Below are 18,002 nucleotides of genomic sequence, written 5' to 3'. Positions count from 1 at the left end.
GATGATCTCCAGTTTCTCAGAGGCAGGGTATCTCATTCCTCGAACTCCCCAGCCCCTGTCATGCTTTTTTTGAGCAGGCGGTTTTCAAGGGTCAGATCGGCGACGCATTCCTTCAGTGCCGTCGCCTCGGATCGAAGCTCCTTCACTTCAGGCGACGTCGCTTGCCGGGCTGTATCGCCAGACAGACGGCGTTTCCCGGCTTCGAGGAACTCCTTTGACCAGCTGTAATACAGGCTCTCAGAAATGCCCTCGCGCCGACACAGTGCCGAGATGCTTTCCTCACCACGAAGACCCGCCAAAACAATGCGGATCTTCTCCTCCGCCGAATAGGTTTGCCGCGTCTTGCGGCGGATGGTTTTGACCAACTTGGTAGCCGAAGCTTTGCTGGTTCCGGATTTCTTGTTCATCTCCACTCCTTGACGGTTACGATGAACCAGAAATCCTCCATTGTTCAAATCCTCAAATCTGTCCCACAGGTGCTGACGTCAAACAGTTGGAAATAATCTCTTCTCCTTCACATTGAAGGCCCAGAGCTTTCCTTCGCCGCTCGCAAATCCTCTTAAATAAAGCTGAGGAACATAGTGATGCAGTTTTGGGATCATTGGGCTTCCACAACTTCATTGAATTACCCAAGAAATCTAGTTGTGGGACAGGGTGAGCACAACGTATGTCTGGCGCTTTCTGTACGCTTTAGAATTTTCTGATGGTTCGTGGGCGCTGTGTCCCACCGCTATCATTACCAATAGTCGGCGCTCATTTTGCCCAAGACAGGAAGTGTCCCGAGAGTCCGTGCATATCTACACATGCTCGCAAAGCGCTTGACGAAAGCGGTAAGCCGCGTGGCAAGGCTGCCGTCATTTGGGACTTAAAAAACTCACTGCTCTGAAAGAAATGAGCGAAGCCGGGGAGTTGACCAGGGCGCAAATGGCCAAAAAGCTAAAAGTCAGCAGGGCGACACTTCAGCGTAAACTGGCGGAACTATCTGCCAAGAAGGGTGCAGGTACATAGCGGACCCTACGAACTAGTATCGACTTCTATTGGGTTATATGATTGAAAGGATATAACTGGTTAGAGGTTGGTATAAATGGACCCTGTACGAAATCCCTTCGCACCAGGAGCGGGCTCAAAACCACCCGAACTTGCGGGTCGAGATGCAATCATTGATGACGCTACGATTGCCTTGAAGCGAGTTATGATCGGACGCCATGCAAGATCCCAAATGTTGCTTGGACTACGTGGTACTGGCAAAACTGTATTGCTGAACGCCATTGAGAATGTGGCAGAAGATGTGGGTTATTTGACTTCAATCATCGAGGCCCCAGAAGATAAAGCACTGACAGAACTTTTGTATCCAAGAATACAGCAAGTGCTCCGAAAACTATCGTTGGTTGAGGCTGCCAAGGCAAAATCACATGACGCCATGAAGGCGCTTAGAAGTTTCGCGAGCGTCTTCAAAATAGAGATGGGTGATTTCTCACTTTCGGTCGATCCAGCGCCTGGGGTGGCTGATAGTGGGAACTTGGAATATGACCTTTCGGATATGTTTGTCGCTGTAGGAATAGCGGCCAAAGCTGCTGGCAAAGGGTGGTGTCTTTTAATCGATGAGGTGCAATACCTAAAAGAGGAAGAGCTAGCCGCACTTATAGTCGCAATACACAGAATAGGCCAAAAAGAGCTTCCGGTGATCTTTTTTGGAGCTGGTTTGCCTCAGTTAGCTGGGCTTTCCGGTGATGCCAAATCGTATGCAGAAAGACTATTCGCATATCCAAAGGTTGGTGCGTTGGATTCAGTTGCTGCAACGCAGGCGGTCCAGGGACCAATAGATGAAGAAGAAGAAGCAATAACTCCAGATGCGCTAAGAAAAATAGTGGAAATCACTGAAGGTTACCCATATTTTTTGCAGGAATGGGGGTTTCAAGCGTGGAATACAGCAGATCAGTCACCGATAGACACAGGTGATATCGAAGTATCAACGGAAGCCGCACTAAAAAGACTGGATGACGGTTTTTTTCAGGTCCGGTTCGATCGCCTCACACCTAAGGAACGTGAATACGTAATCGCGATGTCGGAGTTGGGCAAGGGTCCGTATCGATCTTCAGAAATTGCCGAACAACTAGGTGAGGCGCCAAACAAACTAGGTCCCCGGAGAGCGCAGATCATCGCTAAAGGAATGATCTACAGCCCGCAGTACGGCGACATCGACTTCACGGTCCCAATGTTTGATGACTACCTTCGCCGCAACTGGAAATTGAGTGGGTAATTTTAGCACATGTGTCAAATCCATTCCAAGAAAGGCGCAGAAGATTGATCAAGACGTGGTTGATTGGCGGCGGCATTGGTGTAGCCCTCCTATTAGTAGGCGCGGGCCCGGCCAAGCGTGCATATGGTGGTTATATCTATAATTTTTTTGGAGCCATGGCATGAAAACCGTCAAGACGCAGCAACGATCGCGCTGTGACGATGCGCAAACGGCTATGTTAGAATTTCCCGGCGGAACTCTGCCAAAAGTCTGTGACAACCTACAGCAAGACACTTTCAAGAAAGGTGCGAAGGAATGATTAACCCGAAATACAAGATTGATACTCTCCAAGATGCAAGCCTAGTGATCATGGCCCAAAGCTTTGTTTTGGCTGAGTTGGCTCAGACGGGCGAGGTGAGTATCAATCTTGTGTTTGCGGGTTCTGACAACCGATATGCCGTTCTGGCGCATCAAGCGGCCCACGCGACGGTGCCCGACATCCAGGCCGATCTCTTTCAGCTCTTCCGTCATCCGGGGCCTGCCGTAACTGCCCAGGCTGAGACGGGACTGTTCTTTGATGTGGGCCAAAGTGACAAGATCAGACCGCTGTCTGCGGCTGGCTGGACGGTTGCGGAAAGCCCGCAAGCCTCGGGGACTGACATCCATGACATCACACAGCCGGTGGGTCGGGAAGATGTCGCGATGTTCCTCGATGAACCTAAACCTCATGGCTTTTGGCTCGCGAAGAACTGTGTTGCCTTTTTTAGGATCTCCCTCTCCTCCTTGAGAATGCGGTTCTCACGCCGAAGCCGATCATTCTCTTGGGCCAAGCTCAAATTCTCGTTCGACACCACGTCTGTATCTCGATGGGCTGTGATCCACTTGTTCAGCGTCGACATGCCAACACCAAGGTCATCAGCAACCTGTTTGCGTGTCAGCCCACTGGTCAGCGCTATTCGCACCGCATCCCGTCGAAATTCGTCCGTCCGTTTCAGTCCCATAGTCAGTCTCCTTTGGTGCAATAAATGCTATCAAAGGGCCGGCATCAAACCGCGACAGGTCCAGTCGTAGGTATAAGTCTCGACCGCGTAGGACACCTTGTGGGTCCGACTGATGCGGTTGCCGCGCAGATCATAGCCGTAGCGATAGGTGTCATCCTCGATCAGCTGGTTGTAGGATGGATGCCAGCTACTCAAAGGTAGGATGGTTTTAGAGGCCAAAAAATAATGTTAATGAAGCAAAATACCAATTCAGTTTACCGGACCGGATAAAGGCTCTTCATACTCTCCAACTGATCCAAGGATTCTATTGCTTCACCTCGGCAAACTTCATGAACTTTGAAAAGCTCCACTTCTCGCATCAACTGAGAGATGCACAATCCCCTGAGAAGCCCTCTAGTTTGAACAAAGGACAGCCTTTCCGCCAAACCATCATCTACGCAACTAGTACCCAGAGTTCCTAAAGGGTTAGTTGTTTCAAAGGACTTATACTGATCAACCAGATTGTCGCAGCTAAGCTGAAATCCAAATCTTTCATTCAGATAATCTAATATATGGATCAAGGCAGGGTTTCCATGAATGTAAAGAAGTGAAATTATGTTAATGCGAGACATAGAACCGGAATCTGCGAGTGAAATTAGGGCCATGTCCGAATATTCTTTTCTCCAATACCCGAATTGAAGAGCTATCGAAGAAAACAAAAGCCGACCATCAATTCTCGTGTCGCGGAGTACCTCCACAACATCGTCAAACAGTTCCATATCGGAACCGGAGCCCTGCCTAAAGGCATACCCGCCTAGCTCAAACGCTTCGATATTATCTGACTTTAATAACTTCAATATGATCTCACGACCAAAATTGTCAGACGACCAAGCTTCCACATCGTCATAATCAATAGCGTCGACGATCTTGCTAACCAAGTTCTCGTCTAGCCCTAGAGAAAGATCCTGCAGTACTTTTCTATTTACTTTTCTAACACTCATTGCCCTCAGACTTTTTCTTGAGCCTATCTCGTACGTCACGTTCATCTTTCAAACGTTCTTTGTGACCTTTGTCTATGTCCGTACCTCGGGAACGGTAGTCGGCGCGCTCCAATTCCCTCACTTTGACACTGTGCTCGAAGAACTGCAGCAAACGATAAGCTTCATTGGCTCCAATATTTGTGAGCGGGATATTCTTAAGGCTATTGCCTAACCGCCCGTCACCTCCTGACACTTTCAAACCGAACCCTGGTTCTCCGGTACATTCTTTTGGCTTATTTTTGCAATTCGGATCTGTTGGTTCACAGTTTGAGGTATTTGATGGTGCACTAGGTGTAGAAGTCGCCGAAGAGCTATTATCATTGGCTTTATTCCAAACCGGAGCACCAAAATCGATATTCTGAAGTGCATCTAGAAGCCCTTTGAAAATAATCGCAAGCCCAACCGCACCGGCAGTTGCCGCTACGTAATCTGCTGTTACGGCCAGCCCTGAGGGATCGGTCCAGTTGTATGGGTCATTCCAAGTATACGCATATAGGTTGAGGTCACCTGCAGCGAACCCGATGGGATCACGCTGGATGAACTGCCCGGTTGCGGGATCGTAATGGCGGGCGCGGTAGTAGATGAGCCCGGTTTCATAATCCTGCTCGCGGCCTGTATAGCCGTAGCGCTGCTCGATGGTGTTGACGGTCTGGGTTTGGGTGCCGAAGGCGTCGTAGTCGTAATCGGCCGCGACGGCTCCGGTTGAGATCGAGACCGCGGTCAGGATCGAACCGAGACGGTTGGCAAAGAGCCCGTAGGCCGAACCGGAGCCCGCAGCGGTGGTGCCGGTATAGCCCTCGAAGGCCAGTGGCTCATCGGTGCGGGTGCCGTGCAGCCAGCGTTTGGCCAGCGTGCCGTTCTCGAAATCGAGCACCGCGTCATTGGCCGTGGTGGCATAGGGGTTCCACGGGTCGTAGACGAAGGCCTCGACATCCGCGCCGACGGTCTTTGCAATACGCCGGTCCAGCGCGTCATAGGCATAGGCTGCGGAGCTGCTGTCCGAGCCGTATCCGATCAGCCGGTTCTGGCTGTCATAGGCATAGGTCTCGGCCGCGTCGGACACTTTGTGGGTCCGGCTGATGCGGTTGCCGCGCAGATCATAGGCATAGCGATAGGTGTCGTCTTCCAGCAGCTGGTTATGGGCATTGCTCTCATAGCCGGAGGAGGTGTTCGAGAAGGTGCGGTTGCCCTCCTGGTCGTACTGGTAATCCTCGATCGGCACCGGCACGCCGCCATCGATGGGCGGGATGCCCTGGCGAACTTGCACCAGTCGGTTGAGGTCATCATAGGAGATGTGCTTGGACTGCGCCGGATCAATCCGGTCGAGGATCGCCGTCAGTTGCCCGTCGGGGTCGTAGGTATAGCCCAGATCGGTCAGCGTCACGCCGGACTGCGCGTGGGTCAGCGCCGAGAGCAGGCCATTGGTATAGGCGTAGGTGGTCGCCCGGCCACTGGTGGAGGTCAGCGCAGTGCGGCGGCCTTCGTCGTCATAGCCGAAGTTGTAAGTGCTGCCCCAGGGCGAGGTCAGATCGGTCAGCCGGTCCTCGGCATCCCAAACATAAGACGTGACGCCGCCAAGGTTGTCTTCCATCCGCGTGCGGCGGTCGAGCAGGTCATAGCTGTAGGTCAGGGTGACCTGAGGCTGCGGCCCGACGGTGCCGTCGGTGGTGGTGGTGGCCACCCGGTTGCGGTTGTCATAGGTGAAGGTGACCCGGCTGTCATCGTCAGCGGCCAGCGTCAGGTTGCTGCGCGGATCATAGCCATAGGTCAGCGTGTTGTCGGGGGTCACCACCTGGGTACGGCGGCTGAGGCCGTCATAGCTGGCCGTTTCAACAATCCCGTCCTCGCGTGTCAGCGTGGTCAGGTTGCCCCGGTTGTCATAGGCGCGGGTCATGGTCTGGCTGATCGGGTTGGTGCGGCTGACCATCCGGTCCAGCGTGTCATAGGCAAAGCTGGTCACGCCTGCGCGCCCGTCTGTCACGGTCGCTATGTTGTCGCGATTGTCATAGGTGAAGGATTTGACATGGCCTTCGGGATCCGTGGTCCGAATCAGGCGGCTGACATCATCATAGGCGTAGAGATGGGTCTCTCCGTCACCGTTGGTGTGCTCGACCACTTCGCCTGCGTCATTGTAAGTCCGCTGGATCAGGCCTTCGGCCGGATCGTCGATCGCCACGAGACGCTCGAGCCCGTCATAGGACATCGTGGTGACAAGACCGGTCTGATCGGTCACCGTTTCCAGGTTACCGGCGGGCAGATAAGTATATTGCGTGGTTCCGCCGATATTGGCGCCATCCGCGCCCGTAACCTCGACCGACAGCACCCGGTTGAGCCCGTCATAGCTGCGCCGCACCTGCCGTTCGTCAGGCGAGCCGGCGGCCTCAGTGATCACGGTGGTGTTGCCCGCCGTGTCATAGGTCATCTGCGTGACTGAACCATCCGCATAGGTGGTGCTGGTCAGATTCTGGTCGGCATTATAGGTGAAAGATGTGACGTTGCCGTTCTCATCCGTCCGCGTGGCCAGTTTGCCCTCGGGCGTATAGGTGAGGCTTCGCCCGCCACCCTCGGCATCCGTTGTCTGCGCCACCTCGCCGAACTCGTCATAGGTGTAGGACGTGGTGAACCCGTCCCCATCGGTCATGGTCACGACCTTGTTGTAGGTGGGTTCATAAGTATAGGAGGTTGAGCGTTCCGCCGGGGTGCCGACGGATTCTGTCATCGTCTCGACATTGCCGACACTGTCATAGGTGATCGTGTCCACGCGCACGCCGCCGGGAGCCGTTTCGCTGGGCCGTTCGACCCGGACCGCGAGGTTCTGATCGTCCCGTTCGATCTTCGTGACCCGTCCCAGCGGATCGGTGGTCTGAATGACCGAGCCGAACTGGTTGACGATCACTTCGGTGGTCTGGCCTTTGCGGTCGGTGACCGTGGTTACCCGGTCTTCCGGTGCCACATAGATCAGTGGGCTGGTGGCAGCACCGCCCAGACCGTCGATCAACCCCAGGGACGAGGCCACCTGGTTGGCCACGCTGGAGCCATCGGGCAGGGTTGCACCGTTCAGGTTGCCCATACCGTCATAGGTATAGCTGGTGACATTGCCATTCTGGTTGGTGGTGGAAACCAGACGACCATTTGCGTCATAGGCAAAGCTGACCTTGGAGCCGACGGGTTCTGTCACCTCGTTGAGGTTGCCGACGTCGTCATAGGCGAAAGAGGTGACCCGGCCATCCGGATAAGTGACAGATGCCAGGCGCCCAAGGTCTTCATAGGTGAAGCTGGTGACACCGCCCACCTGATCGGTGATGGTCGCCAGGCGGCCATTGTCATCATAGGCATATTCCTTGCGGTTGCCCTGCGGGTCAACCGTGGCCGTTTGTAAGCCATTGGCATCATAGAGGACAATATTGCCATCCTTGTAGCGCCGCTGCCAGGTGCCGTCCGCAAGACGTTCAAGCGCCGAGAACTCGCCCTGCCCCGAAACAAATTTGCCGGTCGCCGAGGGTTTGGAGAAATGCACCCGCACCGAGAACCGCTGTGTCGTCAGCAGGTCCAGGCTGCCATCACCGTTGACATCGGCAAGGTCTGTCCGACCAAACCCATAGTTCAGCAAACCGCTTTCAAACGGTTGGAAGGTTCCGTCTCCATTGCCGATATAGACGAAGACACGCCCCGCACTGGAAGTGACAATGTCCGGGATATCGTCGCCATTCGCGTCAGCGATATCAACGACCAGGAAGGAATTTGCCTCCGGCGGTCGGGCAAGGATCACAGGGTCTGCAAACGCCTGACCTGTGGTGTTCAACAGCACCTGCAATTGAGTGTCAGAGCTGTAAACCAGGTCCAGTTTACCGTCGCCATTGAAGTCTTCCAGCTTTGCGAAATCACCCAGGAAGTTCAGACCGCCATTGCCTGCGCGCAGATTCCGCAGTGTGAAACGCAGGAATCCGTCCTCGGCGCGCGTAAACAGAATGTCCACGCCTTCCCGTGTCCGATAGGCAACGTCATCCCAGCCGTTCCCGTCGACATCGCCGACCATGACCTGAAGCGTGCCACGACCGCTGAATGTGTAGTTGGATAGCCGGAACAGCTGACGTGCGTCTGCGCCCCCAATGCTGGCCCAGATCTCATCATTCGTGCCGAAGAAGGAACCTGTATTGGCCCCGTAAATGATGTCTTCGAACCCGTTCTTGTTGAGATCGGTGATCTTGAGGTCCAGTGGTCGCCGACCGGTGTCCAACTCCTGAAACTCATTGATCAGGTTCCCGAACCCATCACTGGTAACATAACCATAGCCCTGTTGAAGCTGCAGCACGTAAGCCACATCCAACAGGCCATCGTTGTTCATCTCACCCAATGCCATGGCGGCGAGGTTTGGTGGATAGTTCCCGGTGTCGGGTACATCATTTGGATTTGCGATCTGAAGAGAGGATTCCTGACGCAGATCGCCGTCGCCATAGTTTATAATTGTGCTGATCGCGCCTTTACCGCTTTCGGCGAAGACCACGTCCAGATCACCGTCATTATCCAGATCCACGGCTCCGATCCCTTCGGCGCCAACAGCGGGGAAGACGAGGGGTTCGTCTTCGAACTCTGTCAGGGTGGGTTCGGGGTCAAATGTGGTGACCCCGTCAGCATCGATGATCGAGATTTTACCATCGGGTCCTTCCACCAGTTTTTGCAGATCATCAATGGCCCAGCCATTGCCGTAGGGGCTGTCGCTTTCGTTCTGCACGTAAAACTCGGCCATATGCGTGCCGCCCACGGTCGAGCAGTCATACATCGCCTTGCTGTTGAACTGGTAGGCATAGCGCCCGGAGGTCAGGCCCGACCCGTCGACCGGCATGGACTGGCGCAGGACCACCTGTTCTCCGATCAGGGCCGGAATGGTGCCGTCCAAACCTTCGCGCGGGGTCCAGCTGCGCCCGTCGCTGATCGACAACCCGCCCGCTTCGATGCGCGTTTGCAGTGCCACCGGCAACGAGGCGTCGTCGGCGATGGTAACGTCACCCGCCACGATGATGGTCGGGTTGGCGGCCTGGCTGTGATAGCTGAGCGCAATCTCCTGCGCTTCACCAAAGGCGGTATAGCCCGGCAGGGTGTAGCTGGTCGCATTGTCGCCCTCAAACGGGGTCAGGTACTTCATCCCCGTCGGCTGGTCCGAAGATGCGACAGTTTGTGGTGCCTGCGGCAGGAAGGTGAACAATGCACCGCCCGAGACACCGGACAGCGTCCCGCTGACGGTGGCCGCACCGGAATCCACGCTTGCGTCCGCAGCACGCCGGAACAACCCGTTCAATTGGCTGACCCGCCACATCTCGAGCCGGGTCTGTTCCGGCAGGTTGTCCAGGTTCGGTCCAGTGATGGTCATGCCTTGGGTGAAGACCGCACCGGAGGCGTCCAGCGCGTAAATCCGGCAAGCCTGGGTGTCTTCGTTGAAACCGGGATGGTCAAAGAGCTGCGGCAGCGAGCCGAGGCAGACGTCGCCTGTGTACAGGCCACCCGCATCACTTTGCACGGAATCGGCCGGGATGGAGACCGTCACGCCGGACGCTGTTCCGGACAGCACCGTCTCCTGACCGGCAACAACTGTTGCACAGCCATCGGTCAGCGGCACGAGATGGAAGTCCGGGGTGACATCGCGATCCTGGTTCTCGGTCACCGTGATGACGCGGGTCTCGCCCAAATAGCCGCCCGGGCCACCATCGGCGGAGGGTTCCACCTCCACCTGATCCGTGCCTTCCACAAGGCTGCCAAAGCTGAATGTCCCGTCGGCTGCGGTGGTGGTCATCAGCGCGGCATCGCGCAGGCGAACCGGCATGTTGGCCAGCGGCGTGATTGTCCCGGCTGCAAAATCAGTGGCGTCCAGAACACGACCGTGAATGGCCGTATCCCCGGCGGTGGCTTCCACAACCTCGATCGTCAGGGGCGCCTCGTCGGTCAGAACCCCATCTGACACACCAACTGTATAGGTATAGGTTCCCAGTTGTCCGGTCTCGGGGCGGAACCGAACCTCCCCGTTATTGCCGTCGAGCGTGACGCCGGTTGCCAGCGGCAGCGGCGTGGCAAAGAAGCTGATCGGATCCCCGTCCGGGTCGCTGCCCTCAAGATCAAGCGCCAGCTCCAGGCCCAGTTCAACCGTATAGCTGTCGCGCAGCTGTCCCAGAACTGGCGCTGCATTCAAAGCACTGGCGTTAACCGCAAGCGTATGCGTGGCCTCCAGCAGCCCGTCCGACACGGTGACTTCCAGAACATAATCACCCGGCAGGTCGGCGATGAAACCGGCCTCACCATTGCCAATATCCTCGAAGAACGGATCCGAGCCTGCAGGCTTTGCGGTGACGGCGTAGCTGAAGGTCAGCGGGTCGTTATCCGGATCGCTTGACCCGGTGACAGAGTAGATGACCTCCTGCCCCACATCGACTTGATCGGGGCCTTCCAACAGGGCCACAGGCGCGCGGTTGGGCGCGGTCAAGGTCCAGGTGACAGGAGCGCTGGCGAACTCATAGTCCGAGACAACCAGGCTGAAAACATACTCGCCCCGGCGATCCGGCGTGAATGTGATGGCGGACTGGCCCTGCCCCATGATCCCGGCCGTGCTGCCGTCCGGAGCGGAAACCAGTGTCCAGGCATAAGACAAAGCATCGCCATCGGGATCACCCGAACCCGCGGCACTGATCGTGGCAAGGTCGTCGACAAAGGCTTCGGTATCGCCCGAGATCGCCGCAACCGGCGGCGAATTGACAACTTCAACCATCACCACCGATGGCTCGGCCATCATGGCATCGTCCGATGCAGTGATCTGAAGCAGATAGACCCCCACCCGGTCCGGCGCGAAACTCAGGGCATCTCCCGGCACAATCGGCGCGCCAAGATCCGCGACGCTTCCCGACGGGCGCGCGATCAGCGACCAGCCATAAGACAGGCTGTCCGCGTTCCCGTCAAAGCTATAGTCCGTGGCATTCAGATCGACAGTCTGACCCGAGACCAGAGAGATGTTCGAGCCTGTCTCCAGAACCGGACGCAGGTTCGTATTGCCGACAAAAATCGTATCAGGAAGAGACGCACCCGCAGCATCCGACACAATCAGCTGAACGACACCAGAGCCGGGGCCGGTGCAGACCGGGTTGTTGCGGTTGAACGGGTTTTTCTTTGCACGATCATCGTCGCGCGCAACACCGCCCACAACTGCATTCATACGGGCTTTGCCGATATCTGCCGTTGTCACATGCAGCGAGGTGCGGCCGGGAACCGTCCAGGTGCCGTGATCCACGCCATTGCTGTCCTGCAGCGTGACATCCCGCGTATAGGTCTGCTTGTTCTCCACCTCCCAGACCAGGATATCGCCCTGCATGCCGACTTGCCGGCCGCGCGAATGCAGAGTGAACTGAATGGACTCCGACGCGCTGGCACCGGAGATATCAGCAGGCTGACGAATGTCGAACTGGCAGGTGTCGCCTGTGTCCGAGCGCTTGAGGTGATAAACCTCGTTCTGGCGGATCACATCGCGGAACCGGCCTTGGCGAATGCTCAGACCAATCTCCGGCAGCGCCAGGGAGGCATCAGTGATCTCGACACTTGAACCATCCCCCATCAGGCCCAAAGAGGACCATGAGTAGGTCAGGCCATTACCAGCCGACAGGGTGCCATCGAGTGTCAGCTGACCGCTGTCACCCGCGAGACGATCCCGGCCCGCATGTGCTGTGGGAAGCGGTGGGGTCACCATGATCAGAGCCGTCTCGGGGACGCCCGCAACCGCATCATCTTCGACACTCAACTGTACCACATACGCACCGGGCAGGTCGGGGGTCAGTACAGCCGTGCCGGTCTGCTCACTACCGATGCCCGCGGTGCTGCCCGCCGGGGCAGAAATCAGCGCCCAGCTGTGCTGGATGGAATCCCCGTCCAGATCGTAGCTTTGCGATCCGTCAAGCGTGAGGGCCGCCCCGACCTGCGCCGAGGTCACCGGGGAAATGCGGGCAACCGGCCGCAGGTTCTTGTTTGCACCCGCAACGACCAAAACATGGTCTTGTCCGGAGAAGATTCCGTCAGACACATCCAGAGCAACCAGATAGTCACCCGGCTGGTCCACCGTCACAAGCGACAGCCCATCGATATCCGTGCTGACCTCTGGTGACGAAGATCCCGGTGCAGCCAGAACGCCCACATCGGAAACCAGAACATCGCCATCAATGTCGGTCGACGCGTAAGGTTCAATGGTCAGGGGAACGCCTGCCTCAGCATGCAACTGATCGAAACGGGCGGATGGAACGGGCGCCACAACGCGACCCCCTACCCCTTCATAATAATCCACTCCGCGGGCTTCCAGATCGGCGCGGGTCAGCGCGTCACCCACAAGGCCGGTCAGCGTCACCGAGCCTCCGGCGGTGCCGAAGATGAAGGTCAGATCCGATTGGGTCGGGTCCGGCGAGACCCGCGCATTGGTGTTCGTATCGGTATCAAGCTCCAGGACATCGACAAGGGCGAGGAACTCGGTCGGGCTGCTCGCACTATAGGTGACGCCATTCAGAGTCACGGTCAGCGTGTCGCCAACGGCACCGGCGCCATCATCCAGAACAAAGCCAGAGATATTGTCATGGGTTCCGGGCGCAATCAGACGCTCGCCCAGATCAAAACTATCGGCAACACCTGCCGCAGCTGTCTGACTCACCTCATAGCTGAGGCGGTAGACATCCGTGGTGCCGCTGTTTGGCAGATAGCGGAGGTCGAGATAATCGGGCTCCGAGACTGCTCCGGTCGGATCCTGCACCGTGAGGGCAACCCGATACGCGCCTTCCAGATCAAGGGTAACAGCCGAAAGCGGGCCATCACCCGTCAGCTGCGCGGCACTGCCCGCAGGTGCAGACTCGATTGCCCAGCTATAGCTGAGCGCGCCGCCCTCCAGATCAAAACTGGCCGACCCATCCAGCGTCACAGGGCTGGACCCATTCGGCACGCCGCGGACGCGTGCCTGTGCGACCGGCGGCAGGTTGTCCGAGCCGAACACAACATCAGAGGTGGCAACGATAGTTCCGGCACTATCCGTAAACAAAACCCGTGCCCGATACGTTCCTGCAACATCGAGCAGAACCTGAGGTCGCAACACACTCGCGTCGCTGAAATCAGCAACACTGGAGGCCGGGCGGTCAATCCACGTCCAGGAGGTTTGCAAAGCAGGTCCGGCCGGCAGGACAACTCCATCCACTGGGTCCAGTATGATCGTCTGACCGGCTACGGCTTTTATCGGAAGAGAGGTATCTGCAGAAGCATCAAAGGCTGAAAAAGAAAATCCGGCGCAAAGAAAAGTCGTCGCGCAAAAAGCACGGTGCAAAAGACCCATTCCGTATCCCTCGTTTAAATAACGATTTTTTGAAAACGTACTACCTAAGCGTGATTTTGCAACGACTTTTTTCTAACCATAGAAGAACAACCCAAATCACTCATTATGCACATTCAATACAGCTCAAGGATGCGACCCCCGCTCCCGGAACCGCCCAAATGAATAACACCAACAAAGCGCTCAAAACGACCGCCCTCATAAAGGTCCAATCGAAACACCACTCCAGATGAAGCAGTCCGCCAAGATGGCGGAAGCTCTGCGCCCTGCACGCTACCAAGTGCTGCAGAATCCATTAGTTGCTCAACCAACTCCTGAGGCGCCAAATCCGGCGCAATACCATAGCGACCGGAATGCACTGTCGCATATTGGCGAAGCAGGAGACCATCCTCATATGGAAGGCCCGCCACCCGAGCAAAATCAGAAACACTGTGCAGCCTGTATGGCGTTCTCCTCCATTTTCGGAACCGCTCTACCGCATCGCTCGGAAAGCTTAGGGAAGCGGATAGCGCATCCAATAAATCAGGCGCTGCCGTGTTAAGATCGACCAGACCACCGACATCTTGCAATACCAGTGTGAGTTCGCGATTGTCCTGTCGAATAACCAAAGACTCCCGCGGGTCAGTTTGCGTTGGACCCTGACTGAACACGCCAAGCGCCAACTCTGCCAAAGATTGGTTTTCTTGCTGTCGCTTAGCAAGTATCAGCTCCGCTTCGCTGTCCTTCAGATTTGCCAGAAATCGGCTGCTTGTGATTGCAAACAACAGCGCCACAATGCTGAGGGTCGACAACACGACAATGAGGGCAAATCCTTGTCTTCGTCCGCCCCTTGCAACCATCTACGCAACCCCCTATCAGATTTGAATATGCAAACGTTCAGGCTCGTTCTAATTCATCTTCTGGTTTACGGCGCGCTCGCTGTCACATCAATACCGTTGAGTTGGTTTGCAGTACTACTCGTTCTGTTACTGATCTGGATCAGTATCTGGGATTTCCTTGTGTTTGAAATTCCGGATCTGGCTGCCTTGCTTTTAGCGTTTTCCGGGGCGATGACGCTGTATGGCAGCTCGGAGCTTGTTCTAATAGACAGGATTTTGGGAGGAATCTTATGGCCCCTGCTATTCTGGGCCGTAGCAGAGCTCTACCTGAAGACACGTGGCGTTCACGGTCTGGGCTTTGGGGATGTCAAACTCATGGCGGGAATAGGCCTCTGGTGCGGGGCCTATGGAACAATTTATGTTGTCCTGGCAGCGGCGCTTGCCGGTCTTGGGGTTCTCAGTATTCTGGCTGTTGTGCGCTCGACATCAATCGCAGAAATAGGTCAATCAAAGGTTGCATTTGGACCATTTCTTTGTCTCTCTGCCTGGAGTGTCTGGTTGCTTGGAGGCAGTACGTGAAACGCAAGACTCATGAGTGGAATCCACGCAGCGGCGTCACTATTCTGGAAGTGCTCATTGTGCTGTCTATTATTGCCATGATTGCTGCAGTTGCTGGCCCCAGGTTGATTGGTTACTTGGGGCGTGCCAAGTCGGAAACGGCCAGGCTGCAAGTCCAGCAGATCGGCAATGCATTGCAACTTTTCTACATAGACACCGGCCGCTACCCGACCAATTCCGAAAGCCTCAGCGTTCTCGTGGCCGCCCCTCCCGGTGACCCATCTTGGGCAGGGCCATATCTGGACAATGAAGAAGGTCTGATTGACCCGTGGGGCCGGACCTATATTTATGCAGAACCTGGCGATCAGGAAGCGCCTCTTGTTTCAAGTTTGGGCCGTGACGGAAGCCGTGGTGGTTCAGGGGAAGATAGCGACGTGTCGGGCTAAAGTGACATGGGGCTTGATGTTCAGCGTCTGAACTAAACTGGGTTTTGGGCACAGAATTCAACTAGCCTGCCTCCCAATTCTGCACTGTCTTCCATTGGTCCAGCGACGAGTTGGTAAAAGCGCAATCATTATGCAGGTATGGTGTCGGAGCAGTGTCCTATCCGATCAGGCAGGTCTGGCTGTCATAGGCACAGGTCTCGACCGCGTCGGTGACCTTATGGGTCCGGCTGATGCGGTTGCCCTCTGCGTCGTAGTCGTAATCCTCGATGGGCACTGGACGCCATCGTCGATGAGCAGGATGCCCTTGTACCAGCCGGTTGAGATCATCGTAAGAGATGTGCTTGAATTGCGTCGGCTCGAGCCAGTCGAGGATTCCCATTAGCTGGTTTTCTTTGTGTCTCTATTCAGTCCTTTAGGAACAGCAATACGTTCGTCATTTGGATTTCTTAGAGCTATGAAAAACGTTTTGAAAAAAAATATTAGTTTATGTGGAAGCAAGGTTAAGACAGCAAGAAATCCTTTGTTCTTGGCTCTTAATCGCTTAAGCTCAATTTTTGAAGGCAGATGCCCTTCATCACTGGCTTCTTCGAGCAAAATCAACCATTTATCTAGGAATTGTTTATTGGAAGGTTTGTAGTGCCTTAGAAACCAGTACGCTAGATACCCAAATGAAGGCACATAGGCCGCACCGACTTGCTTCCTAAACAGGCTCCAACCTTTCAGGTCATCACAAAAAACACTTAACAAACCAAAGCAGTAGAATGCATCCGTGTGTTCATCTCCTTCTTGTGCAGACCTCCCAATAATCATTCGACGCCTGTGTAACTCATCCCGATCGGCTCTATGAAATTTAATCGCATCCTCTACGTACCGCCGAGTATGAAGGTGATCACCTTTAGATATTTCGGTTTCAATTCTGTTCAGTTCTTGTTTGGTTAGGCTAGCCACATGAGTTGTCGTCATCGTCGCTCCCGTCTCTCGCATTTTTGTACGCATCGTCAAGTTTATCCAACTCATCCTGCCGTTTTTCAGAGTCTTTTGTTCCACTCGAAACACTCTTTGTAGGCAAGTCGTCGATAGTTGGCTCGTCCAATTGTGTCAAATCACCTAAACCAACGACAGTTGAGTAAGCTTGGATCGCCTTCAGGAATGCTTGCTTTATACGTTCCCACGCAGATGGATCATTTGGTCCTCCTGGTCCGCATTGGTCACCAGTTGGCGGCTAAGTACCGTCGTTCTTAGAATTTGCCTCGTTTTCGTTGGCTTTATCGAAAACAGGGGATCCGAAATCGATATTTTGAAGTGCATCTTGGAGCGCATTGAGAATCCCCACCAGTAATCCGCCGCCAACTACAGCTCCTGTAAGGCGTGCGTATGAAACGGATGGCGTTAATCCCGATGGATCGGTCCAGTTGTATGGATCGTTGAATGTGTAGGCATAGAGATTCAGATCTCCTGCTGCAAATCCGATGGGATCGCGCTGGATGAACTGTCCTGTTGCGGGGTCGTAATGGCGGGCGCGGTAGTAGATGAGCCCGGTTTCATAATCCTGCTCACGGCCTGTATAGCCATAGCGCTGCTCGATGGTGTTGACGGTCTGGGTCTGGGTGCCGAAGGCGTCGTAGTCGTAATCGGCGGCGACAGCGCCGGTGGAGATCGAGACCGCGGTCAGGATCGAACCCAGACGGTTGGCAAACAGCCCGTAGGCCGAACCGGAGCCCGCAGCGGTGGTGCCGGTATAGCCCTCGAAGGCCAGTGGCTCATCGGTGCGGGTGCCGTGCAGCCAGCGTTTGGCCAGCGTGCCGTTCTCGAAATCGAGCACCGCGTCATTGGCCGTGGTGGCATAGGGGTTCCACGGGTCGTAGACGAAGGCCACGACACCCAGCGAGTCCTCCATCCGCGTGCGGCGGTCCAGCAGGTCGTAGCTGTAGGTCAGGGTGACCTGCGGCTGCGGGCCGACAGTATCGTCGGTGGTGGTGGTGGCTACGCGGTTGCGGTTGTCATAGGTGAAGGTGACCCGGCTGTCATCGTCGGCGGCCAGCGTCAGGTTGCTGCGCGGGTCATAGCCATAGGTCAGCGTATTGTCGGGGGTCACCACCTGGGTGCGGCGGCTGAGCCCGTCATGTCCGTCGTCATATAAAATGGGACATCAGAGCGGCTTGATTATTGGAGGCTCTGGTTCGTTAACGTGATTGATTATGCGGCTTGTTTTTGATGTTGCAAGCGGCGTTGTTGGATTGTCAGCTTCTTGATCTTTGCCCTTTCTCTGATGATGGCTTTGTCACGCCCGAAGTAGACGTCTGCCGGTGTGACGTTGTTCAGGCTCTCGTGGTATCGCTCGTTATTGTAGTAATCGACGAAAGCCTCGATCTGACGTTCCAGATCGCCGGGCAGGTAGTAGTTTTCCAGCAGAACCCGGTTCTTCATGGTTTGATGCCAACGCTCGATCTTGCCCTGGGTTTGCGGGTGGAACGGAGCGCCGCGAACATGGCCCATCTTTTGGTCTTCCAGCCATTCGGCCAAATCGCCGGAGATGTAACAGGACCCATTGTCACTCAGCAGGCGTGGCTTGTGCCGAACGATGGCC

Annotated in this window: 12 protein-coding genes and 2 pseudogenes; 4 read left to right on the top strand and 10 right to left on the bottom strand. The window is 55.6% G+C overall.

Translation table 11 applies throughout. The features are described 5' to 3' along the window. Together JT51_RS20745 and JT51_RS22470 are read right to left on the bottom strand one after the other, a co-directional pair. Positions 1 to 407: pseudogene (locus JT51_RS20745) on the bottom strand (transposase); the annotation flags it as partial. Positions 408 to 485: 78 nt separating this feature from the next. Beyond that, positions 486 to 602 (bottom strand): DUF4238 domain-containing protein, encoded by a 117-nt coding sequence (locus tag JT51_RS22470; protein WP_152563420.1) that lies wholly within the window; start codon positions 600 to 602, stop codon positions 486 to 488. 256 nt (positions 603 to 858) lie between these two features. Between JT51_RS22470 and JT51_RS22465 the strand changes: the two genes are divergently transcribed. Both JT51_RS22465 and JT51_RS20740 read left to right on the top strand, forming a co-directional pair. Then, positions 859 to 1,008 (top strand): antitoxin Xre-like helix-turn-helix domain-containing protein, encoded by a 150-nt coding sequence (locus JT51_RS22465; protein WP_152563419.1) that lies wholly within the window; start codon positions 859 to 861, stop codon positions 1,006 to 1,008. A 76-nt stretch (positions 1,009 to 1,084) separates the two neighbouring features. Next, positions 1,085 to 2,260 carry an ATP-binding protein gene (locus JT51_RS20740; protein ID WP_037317710.1) on the top strand — a complete coding sequence of 392 codons (1,176 nt, stop codon included), beginning with the start codon at positions 1,085 to 1,087 and terminating at the stop codon, positions 2,258 to 2,260. Between the two features lie 396 nt (positions 2,261 to 2,656). Here JT51_RS20740 and JT51_RS21895 read toward each other — a convergent pair. The 5 genes and pseudogenes from JT51_RS21895 to JT51_RS20715 all read right to left on the bottom strand — a co-directional run. Further along, positions 2,657 to 3,240, bottom strand: a pseudogene (locus JT51_RS21895) (IS3 family transposase); the annotation flags it as partial. A 30-nt stretch (positions 3,241 to 3,270) separates the two neighbouring features. After that, positions 3,271 to 3,435: a hypothetical protein gene (locus JT51_RS22015; protein ID WP_160175209.1), complete on the bottom strand. Its 165-nt coding sequence runs from the start codon at positions 3,433 to 3,435 to the stop codon at positions 3,271 to 3,273. A gap of 59 nt (positions 3,436 to 3,494) precedes the next feature. Next, complete coding sequence (locus tag JT51_RS20725) at positions 3,495 to 4,220, bottom strand: hypothetical protein (protein ID WP_037317702.1); 726 nt, start codon at positions 4,218 to 4,220, stop codon at positions 3,495 to 3,497. Continuing rightward, positions 4,210 to 13,308: a PKD domain-containing protein gene (locus JT51_RS20720; protein WP_160175208.1), complete on the bottom strand. Its 9,099-nt coding sequence runs from the start codon at positions 13,306 to 13,308 to the stop codon at positions 4,210 to 4,212. Before JT51_RS20720 ends, JT51_RS20725 begins: the two co-directional genes overlap by 11 nt. A gap of 401 nt (positions 13,309 to 13,709) precedes the next feature. After that, on the bottom strand, positions 13,710 to 14,432 hold the full coding sequence (locus JT51_RS20715; RefSeq protein ID WP_037317696.1) for a hypothetical protein: 723 nt from the start codon (positions 14,430 to 14,432) through the stop codon (positions 13,710 to 13,712). Positions 14,433 to 14,459: 27 nt separating this feature from the next. Here JT51_RS20715 and JT51_RS21350 point away from each other — a divergent pair, with 27 nt between their 5' ends. Both JT51_RS21350 and gspG read left to right on the top strand, forming a co-directional pair. Continuing rightward, positions 14,460 to 14,990 carry a prepilin peptidase gene (locus JT51_RS21350; protein WP_051927683.1) on the top strand — a complete coding sequence of 177 codons (531 nt, stop codon included), beginning with the start codon at positions 14,460 to 14,462 and terminating at the stop codon, positions 14,988 to 14,990. Then, complete coding sequence (gene gspG / locus JT51_RS20705; RefSeq protein ID WP_081894774.1) at positions 14,987 to 15,415, top strand: type II secretion system major pseudopilin GspG; 429 nt, start codon at positions 14,987 to 14,989, stop codon at positions 15,413 to 15,415. The genes JT51_RS21350 and gspG overlap by 4 nt, the downstream gene beginning before the upstream one ends. A 378-nt stretch (positions 15,416 to 15,793) precedes the next feature. On the opposite strand, the gene JT51_RS20695 is transcribed toward gspG, so the two are convergent. From JT51_RS20695 to JT51_RS20685, 3 genes are all read right to left on the bottom strand, one after another. Next, positions 15,794 to 16,462 (bottom strand): hypothetical protein, encoded by a 669-nt coding sequence (locus JT51_RS20695; RefSeq protein WP_037317690.1) that lies wholly within the window; start codon positions 16,460 to 16,462, stop codon positions 15,794 to 15,796. 175 nt (positions 16,463 to 16,637) lie between these two features. Further along, positions 16,638 to 17,510 carry an RHS repeat-associated core domain-containing protein gene (locus JT51_RS20690; RefSeq protein WP_160175207.1) on the bottom strand — a complete coding sequence of 291 codons (873 nt, stop codon included), beginning with the start codon at positions 17,508 to 17,510 and terminating at the stop codon, positions 16,638 to 16,640. A gap of 101 nt (positions 17,511 to 17,611) precedes the next feature. After that, the coding region (locus JT51_RS20685; RefSeq protein WP_037317684.1) for an integrase core domain-containing protein at positions 17,612 to 18,002 on the bottom strand (391 nt) is incomplete at its 5' end.

The organism is Ruegeria halocynthiae (assembly GCF_000743705.1).
GTDB classification, from domain to species: domain Bacteria; phylum Pseudomonadota; class Alphaproteobacteria; order Rhodobacterales; family Rhodobacteraceae; genus Ruegeria; species Ruegeria halocynthiae_B.
The sequence above is the reverse complement of the archived record's forward strand: the minus strand, read 5'-3'. Positions and strand labels throughout refer to the sequence as shown.

Bases quoted from the DNA above. Each gene is read 5' to 3' on its own strand.
- JT51_RS20740 (WP_037317710.1), top strand. From the start codon at position 1,085: ATGGACCCTGTACGAAATCCCTTCGCACCAGGAGCGGGCTCAAAACCA.
- JT51_RS20715 (WP_037317696.1), bottom strand. From the start codon at position 14,432: ATGGTTGCAAGGGGCGGACGAAGACAAGGATTTGCCCTCATTGTCGTG.
- JT51_RS21350 (WP_051927683.1), top strand. From the start codon at position 14,460: ATGCAAACGTTCAGGCTCGTTCTAATTCATCTTCTGGTTTACGGCGCG.
- JT51_RS22470 (WP_152563420.1), bottom strand. From the start codon at position 602: ATGATCCCAAAACTGCATCACTATGTTCCTCAGCTTTATTTAAGAGGA.
- JT51_RS20725 (WP_037317702.1), bottom strand. From the start codon at position 4,220: ATGAGTGTTAGAAAAGTAAATAGAAAAGTACTGCAGGATCTTTCTCTA.